The sequence below is a fragment of the Cupriavidus sp. Met-2 genome (assembly GCF_049843575.1).
Taxonomy (GTDB): Bacteria; Pseudomonadota; Gammaproteobacteria; order Burkholderiales; family Burkholderiaceae; genus Cupriavidus; species Cupriavidus metallidurans.
Genome location: NZ_JBBHZL010000006.1, coordinates 336,153 through 343,074 on the forward strand (window position 1 = coordinate 336,153; position 6,922 = coordinate 343,074).

The following is a 6,922-nucleotide window of genomic DNA, read 5'->3' on the forward strand; positions in this document are numbered from 1 at the left end:
AAGGCATCCCCAATGTCCTGGGCGCATGGGGAGCCCAAAGTGTCAGGGCCAGTCAGGAAAGGGGTTGTGCCAGGTGGTCCACACATCGGGACCCTGCGCCATCTCGTCGTCCGTCAACAGGCAGGCGTCCAGACATCTGCGAAGCTCGAATTCGTCCATGTCGACACCAATCAGCACGATTTCCTGACGCGCATCGCCGACGCTGTCGTCCCATTTGGCGCGAATCAAGGCAACGGACTCCGGGTCGTCCGGCCAGCGCTCGGGCGGCACCGCGGCCCACCAGTAACCGGCCGGGCCGTGCCTGGCAACGGCGCCAGCCTGTGACCAGGTTCCAGCGAGCGTCGGATGGCTTGCCAGCCAGAAGAACCCCTTTGATCGCACCACACCCGGCCATTCGGCCGCGACAAACGCGTGGAAGCGTTGAGGATGAAATGGTCGACGGGCGCCGTAGACGAAGCTGCGAATGCCGTATTCCTCGGTCTCAGGCACGTGCTGGCCGCGCATTTCCTGTAACCAGCCGGGCGCTTTCGATGCTTCCTCGAAATCGAACAAGCCCGTGCCGAGCACCCGCTCGAGTGGCACCCGGCCAAACTCGGCGATCTCGATGCGTGCCCTGGGGTTGAGGGCGCGCAGAATGGCCAGGAGGCGCTCGCGGTCCGCGTCGGCGATCAGATCGACCTTGTTCAAGACCAGCACATCGCAGAATTCGACCTGATCGATCAGGAGGTCCACGACGGTACGCGCGTCCTCCTCGCCCAGTGACTCGCCGCGCGATTGCAGACTGTCGCGCGAGCCGTAGTCCCGGAGGAAATTGAAGGCGTCGACCACTGTGACCATGGTGTCCAGATGAGCCACCTCATTGAGACTGCGGCCATCTTCGCCTTCGAACGTAAAGGTCTCCGCCACCGGCAGGGGCTCCGAGATCCCGGTCGATTCGATAACCAGTTGGTCGAATCGCCCTTCCCTGGCCAGCCGTTCGACTTCCAGCAGCAGATCTTCGCGCAGCGTGCAGCAGATGCACCCGTTGCTCATCTCGACCAATGTCTCTTCCGTCCGCGAAAGATTGGCGCCGCCATCCCGGACAAGCGCCGCATCAATATTGACGTCGGACATGTCGTTGACGATCACCGCGACGCGACGACCCTCACGGTTATGGAGGATGTGATTAAGCAAGGTGGTCTTGCCCGCGCCGAGGAAGCCCGAGAGCACGGTGACAGGAAGCTTGGCTGGAAGCATGGGGATTTGGTTTGCCCGCAAGGCATCCTGCCAAATGCGGGCGATCGGTTAATGCAACATTGTTGCAAACAGATCTTAAATGCAACCTTGTTGCATTTCAAGCCAAATCTTCAAAGTCCCCAAAGGGACGAGCGTGGCAACACCAACAGCGCCGTCGGAGTCAGAGCCAGCTTGTAGCGATCGAAATCGACATGCGGGCCCCACTGCCTCCGTCTATCTGCGTTGCCTGAATGCAACTTGGGCTGACGTCCCGTACAGCCAGGCGATCTGCTACAGCATCGTGGCACGAAATGCGAAGACCGAGGCATCAGATGTCAACTGCATGGGGAAAAAGGCTGCAGCATGGATCCTCCCGTCATCGATCACGTATCCGAAGTGGGTAACTCCATTCTTCAGCGCAGAATCATTGGTCTGATGGCAGCGGGCCATCGCCTCGTTACGGTGCGATCACCGATTACCCGGCATGTTGTGCACGTTGCCGTAATGCCCCCAGAGAACGCCTCCATCATCGATCGCATCCCACTCTGGCGAACCAAGCGACTCATCCACGCAGGCGCGATCGTTCCCGACACCGGCAACCTCGATTCAGCAGATGAGTTGCTGCTGTCGAGAACTGCAAATCGAGATCGATTTGGCTAGTTCGGGTGCTGCCTGGTCCCATGGTCACTCTCAATGCCAGGCGGTCCCCACCTGGACATATATGGCGTTCTGATCCTTGCTGTGCGCGACATCGAGTCCCATAGCAAGTCCAAGCCTTCTGGCTATCAGGTATCGGAAGCCCATCCCTACGCTGACCACGTTTTCCGCATCCGAGAAAGATTGCCGGCCGTAAGCCTTGCCGAGTCCCGAAAACCCAAGGACAGACCAACGCGGCTTGATATCCCAACGCAACTCGACCTCCGTTGCAATGGCATTGCGGTCCTGGTAACGCGCCTTCTTTACGCCACGAAGGTCAATATAGGGCTGAACGAAGAACGGTACGTCTCCTGTCGAGAAACGCGTGTCCGCTCTCAGTCCCAGGACAAATGACTTGCCAAGAGGTAGCCAGGTGTAGCCGCGCGCCGCATACATGTTGTAGTTCTGCGTGCTACCTATACCGTCGCGAGCGAATTGGGTTTCGATTTCGGCAAAGCTGCCGCGGTTAGGGAAGAAAATGTTGTCCCGAGAATCGTAGTCGATCACAAGGCTCGCCGCACTGATACGCTGATCCCGACCTTGACCGGTCACGTCAGACGGGTTTTGTCCGAACTTGAATATCGCGTTGGCATCGAAAAAGATATAGCGTGGTCCAGCGAACCATCGGCTGTTTCCAATGCGGACCAGTAGCTGCTGGAAGAGTCCGACCCCATCCAGTTCATACGCACGCGCCTGATTTGCCACGCCAAAGTAATCCAGATTCGCATCGACTTTGGCGACGCCACCAAGATAGCGGTATCTGTCGTTGTCCCAGCTATGGAAGTGCCCGACGACGCCTGCCCACGTACCGTTTTCGGTGTAAGCACCACCGAGCACCGTGATGTTCGGCGGCACCCGCTCCTGCCCAAGCTCTTTCGCTCGTGCCTCGCTTTCCGCGATGGACTCGGAGAAAAACAGGAGCCCGATACCGACACCGTATCCGACCGCCGGCTCGGTAATCACAAACGGGACGGGCAACGCACCCTTGTGTTCGAGCAGATAGTTGCTGAGATCAAACGCCCCGTCTTCCGGGTCGCGAAAGCTCGGCGAGCTCGATTGCGCACTCGCACAAATCGGGATGAACGGGAGCAGCAGGGATATGGCTGCCAGCAGTAAGGAACTTCGCCTGAAAGCGATACCTCTCATACGCCCACCCAGATCCGTAGTTCGCTTCAATTTTCGCGTGTCCTCAACATAGAAATCCGATCAATTCCTTTCGTCTATTGGACCAAGGACCATTGCCGGCCGCGTGCGTCCAACCTGTATGTGCGTCAATGGCTCGCGTCTGGCTGGAGGGCCCGTCTCAAGTGCTGAAGCGGCCATCGGCAAGGCGCAGCCTGGCGGGACAATGCCACGCGCGAGAAGTACGGCTGAAGCATGGTCGGCGCTAGCGCGACAACATCAAAACGCTTCGTTGATCTGAAAATAGACGCCCTTCGTGTTGCGGCCAACACCTGCGTCAAAGCGAACGTTCACGCGCGGCTTGAATTCGAAACGGTATCCGACACCAGCATTCGGCAGCCAGTGCGCGGAAGTGAGCGCACCCGGATTGGGAGCCACGGCCCCTGTACCGACCCAGAACACCATGCCCTGCCGCCCAACGATGTGCCATCTGTACTCCGCCTGAACGCCTGCCATGACCTTGTCCCGAAATTGGCCAAGAAAGTAACCGCGCATGCGCTTGTTGTTACCGAGCGTCGCCATCATGTCCCACGGCACATCCCCAAAATTGAAGTTCCCGTAGAGATCGAACGCCAGCACATCGCGCTCGCGCATCCGGAAATACTTGTTGGCGGTGATCTCGAGATTCTCCATGTCCGTATCGCTGCCCAGTGCACGCCGATACACCGTGGCATTGGCCAGCAGCGACTCGCCACGGTAGGGATTCGGGATGAAGTCGCGGGTGTCATAGGAGAAGTGCGCGCTGATCCCGGAACTCAACACACGCGGACCGTGTGGATCTGTCGCCAGCGCGCTTTCCGCGCCACGTTCGAGTTTGGTGGCGTCGTCGTACTGCAGGCTATATCCAGCCCCTATATAGACGTTCGGCGCGACCCGGAACAGGATCTTCGGCTGTAGCGCCACGGTTTGGCGCGTATAAGCTTCCTTGTTGGCGCTGTCGATGGCGTTGCTGTAGCCGATACCCCAATATGCCGTCGGCATATTGATAAGGTCCGCTTCAATCGTGACGCGGTAACTGTCGTCCGCAAAGAAGGTATTGTTTTCGATCGATACGCCGTAAGCCCCCTTGACCGTGCCGAAGCCGCGGATCGACAGCGTGGAGAGCTGTGTCTCGGCCTCCGCACTCTTGGGCTTGTAGAGTCCGATCGCTGCCGCCCCTATTCCGAACCCCATCTCCGGGTTATAGAACGGCCCTGGCAGGACGCCCCAGTCGATGCCCTTGCTTACGTCCACCTCCTTGGAAGCGCCGAGCTTGTTGAGAACCCTGTCAATCCACCCTTGCTTCTCACTGTCGTCTGGTTGATTGACCTCGGCCGAGATGGCCGTAGCGCACCACAGGCCGATCACGAGTATGCAGATGGTCTGTGGATGCGCGCGCATGAAGTCTTTCTAGAAGCGGAAGAAGCCGGTCGCAATAATATTGTTCCGGTTGTATCCGTAGCCGAACTCCATGATGAACCCCAGACTGCGGTTGACTGCCCAGCTTACGCCTGCCGATCCGCTCCAGGCCCCGACCACACTCTGATTGATTTCGTAGTTCAGGCGCGCTGTCTGGCCGCCAGCATCTTGGATCGGGACGTCAAAATGGCCGGTGATCTTGGCATGAGTCCTGAAATAGGTCACACCGACAAATGGCGTCAACAGACCGAGGCCCGGACCAAGGCGAAAATTCCAGCCGATGCGTGGGCCGATGTTGATGGACTGCACAGGCGTCTCTGACATCGTAATGTCCGAAACGGTATAGGTTACGGGCAAGGAGAAAAAAAGCTGCTTGTACGTGCCAACCAGCGTAAAGCCACCACCGAAGGTGTGGCCGCTATAGTTCGCGAATTGCGTGGGCAGCTTGATGGGGTTGGAACACTCCGGACGGGGCCGACTGCCGCCGCAGCCGATATTGATGCCGAAGAACTGCTGCAAGTCCGTTTTGGACGAGAACGAAATATCGATCGCCCCATTCCCCTCGATCGTGCCGATCATCCCATAGACGTTCAAGAACGGAAATATCCACGCCCCGAGCTGGAACTGGTTTGAGACGTTATGAAGTTTGGATTGCTGAAACTGGACGAAATCCGCTGCGCGTAGAGGATTGCTCCCTGCGGAAACCGCGAGTTCGCTAAGCTGATATCGCTGGTATCCGTTGTAATAGGAATAGCCGATGTTGTATGGATTCGGAAGGTTGTAGCCTTTATCGATTACGCGCTGCGCAAAGAACGGTAGTGCTCTGTCCCACTCCTTCGGTGCTTCTGGTGCGGGCTCCGCCGTACCTACCGGTCCCACGATGCCCCGATAGGGTCCAGACTCCGTGTCGGGGCTGGCCGTAGCCGCTCCGGCACCGCCGTCGCTGCCGGCAGTCCAGGCGTGCGCCGCGAATGCACTAGCGGCAAACGCCAAGAAGACAAGGTAGCGTGGGAGCACTCCGCGCAATACTGATCTGCCCATGTGACATTTCCGTCCGGTCGCCAACTCCGCGTTACGTCTGCGCCCCCGTGTGGGGTTCGATCGTGTAGCCCTTTGGAGCAGTCGAGCCGCTTGAGGCGGTGCTGGCGCACATCCTGGTCTGCAGATGAACGTTGCACGCAGCACAAGACGTCGGGTGAATATCGTCTGACAGGACGACAGAACGCGAAACCCGACGTCCCCGGCACCAGTAGCGCGAGTGGCTTTTGTCAGCGGCTGAAGTCCAGCACAATGCGGCCTTCGATCTGGCCGGCCTTCATGCGGTCGAAGATACTATTGATCGAGTCCAGTTTTTCCGTGGATACCGTGGCTTTCACCACACCGCTGGCGGCAAATTCGAGCGCTTCCTGCAGATCGCTACGCGTGCCGACAATGGAGCCACGGATAGTGATGGCCTTCAGCACCACGTCGAAGATCGGGGTGGGGAAGTCTCCCGGAGGCAGGCCGTTCAGCGAGATCGTGCCACCGCGTCGCACCATGCCGATAGCCTGCGAGAACGCCTGCGGCGAGACTGCGGTGACCAATACACCGTGCGCGCCGCCAATTTCCTTCTGCAAGAAAGCAGCAGGGTCGGTAGTGCGAGCATTGATTGCAACTTCGGCACCGAGCTTGCGCGCGAAAGCGAGCTTCGCGTCGTCAATGTCGACGGCGGCCACGCGCAGGCCCATTGCCCTCGCATACTGTACGGCCACGTGGCCCAGACCACCGATTCCCGAGATCACCACCCACTGCCCCGGCCGTGTGTCGGTGACCTTGAGACCCTTGTAGACCGTCACCCCAGCGCACAGGATCGGCGCGATTTCGATGAAGTCGACATTCTTCGGCAGCAGACCGACATAGTTCGGATCGGCCACCACGAACTCGCCGTAGCCACCGTTGACGGAGTAACCGGTGTTCTGCTGCTTCTCACACAGCGTTTCCCAGCCCTGGAGGCAGTGTTCGCAGTAACCGCAGGCGCTGTAGAGCCACGGCACGCCGACGCGATCCCCTTCCTTCACGCGTTTGACATTGGCACCAACTGCCGACACGAATCCCACGCCTTCATGGCCGGGAATGAATGGCAGCGACGGCTTGACCGGCCAGTCGCCCTGCGCCGCATGCAGATCGGTGTGGCAAACGCCGGACGCTTCGATCTTGACCTGGATCTGGCCAGGGCCAGGCTGCGGCACGGGCACCTCGTCGATAGTCAGAGGTGCGCCGAACGCGCGCACGACTGCGGCTTTCATCATGGCTGGCATATGTGGCTCCTTCTACAGGTGGCGCGTCGTCAACAGCGGGAAACATGCCATAGTCACGCGGCGTCGGACGCCAGAGTCATGATATGAATCAGGATCCGGATGGTCCAGAACTGAACACGGACTGTGGATCGAGA

Annotated in this window: 6 protein-coding genes; 1 reads left to right on the plus strand and 5 read right to left on the minus strand. The window is 59.1% G+C overall.

Features of this window, described 5'->3' with window-relative positions:
• Positions 1 to 42: 42 nt before the first annotated feature.
• Positions 43 to 1,236 (minus strand): zinc metallochaperone GTPase ZigA, encoded by a 1,194-nt coding sequence (zigA, locus tag WD006_RS16070; protein WP_029308170.1) that lies wholly within the window; start codon positions 1,234 to 1,236, stop codon positions 43 to 45.
• 342 nt (positions 1,237 to 1,578) lie between these two features.
• Between zigA and WD006_RS16075 the strand changes: the two genes are divergently transcribed.
• Entirely contained in the window at positions 1,579 to 1,875 is a 297-nt protein-coding gene (locus WD006_RS16075; protein WP_152567231.1) for a hypothetical protein, read from the plus strand.
• A 30-nt stretch (positions 1,876 to 1,905) separates the two neighbouring features.
• On the opposite strand, the gene WD006_RS16080 is transcribed toward WD006_RS16075, so the two are convergent.
• From WD006_RS16080 to adhP, 4 genes are all read right to left on the minus strand, one after another.
• Positions 1,906 to 3,057 carry a BamA/TamA family outer membrane protein gene (locus WD006_RS16080; protein ID WP_011515883.1) on the minus strand — a complete coding sequence of 384 codons (1,152 nt, stop codon included), beginning with the start codon at positions 3,055 to 3,057 and terminating at the stop codon, positions 1,906 to 1,908.
• A 255-nt stretch (positions 3,058 to 3,312) separates the two neighbouring features.
• The gene (locus WD006_RS16085) at positions 3,313 to 4,473 is read right to left on the minus strand and encodes a BamA/TamA family outer membrane protein (protein ID WP_029308171.1); all 1,161 of its coding nucleotides are present in this window, start codon (positions 4,471 to 4,473) and stop codon (positions 3,313 to 3,315) included.
• Between the two features lie 9 nt (positions 4,474 to 4,482).
• Positions 4,483 to 5,532 carry a hypothetical protein gene (locus WD006_RS16090; RefSeq protein ID WP_029308172.1) on the minus strand — a complete coding sequence of 350 codons (1,050 nt, stop codon included), beginning with the start codon at positions 5,530 to 5,532 and terminating at the stop codon, positions 4,483 to 4,485.
• A gap of 227 nt (positions 5,533 to 5,759) precedes the next feature.
• A complete protein-coding gene (adhP, locus tag WD006_RS16095) occupies positions 5,760 to 6,788 on the minus strand; it encodes an alcohol dehydrogenase AdhP (RefSeq protein WP_011515880.1) in 1,029 nt (342 codons plus the stop codon).
• Positions 6,789 to 6,922 lie beyond the last annotated feature (134 nt).

Excerpts from the sequence above, each read along its gene's own strand:
- zigA (WP_029308170.1), bottom strand. The coding sequence starts at position 1,236 with ATGCTTCCAGCCAAGCTTCCTGTCACCGTGCTCTCGGGCTTCCTCGGC.
- adhP (WP_011515880.1), bottom strand. The coding sequence starts at position 6,788 with ATGCCAGCCATGATGAAAGCCGCAGTCGTGCGCGCGTTCGGCGCACCT.
- WD006_RS16085 (WP_029308171.1), bottom strand. The coding sequence starts at position 4,473 with ATGCGCGCGCATCCACAGACCATCTGCATACTCGTGATCGGCCTGTGG.
- WD006_RS16080 (WP_011515883.1), bottom strand. The coding sequence starts at position 3,057 with ATGAGAGGTATCGCTTTCAGGCGAAGTTCCTTACTGCTGGCAGCCATA.
- WD006_RS16090 (WP_029308172.1), bottom strand. The coding sequence starts at position 5,532 with ATGGGCAGATCAGTATTGCGCGGAGTGCTCCCACGCTACCTTGTCTTC.
- WD006_RS16075 (WP_152567231.1), top strand. The coding sequence starts at position 1,579 with ATGGATCCTCCCGTCATCGATCACGTATCCGAAGTGGGTAACTCCATT.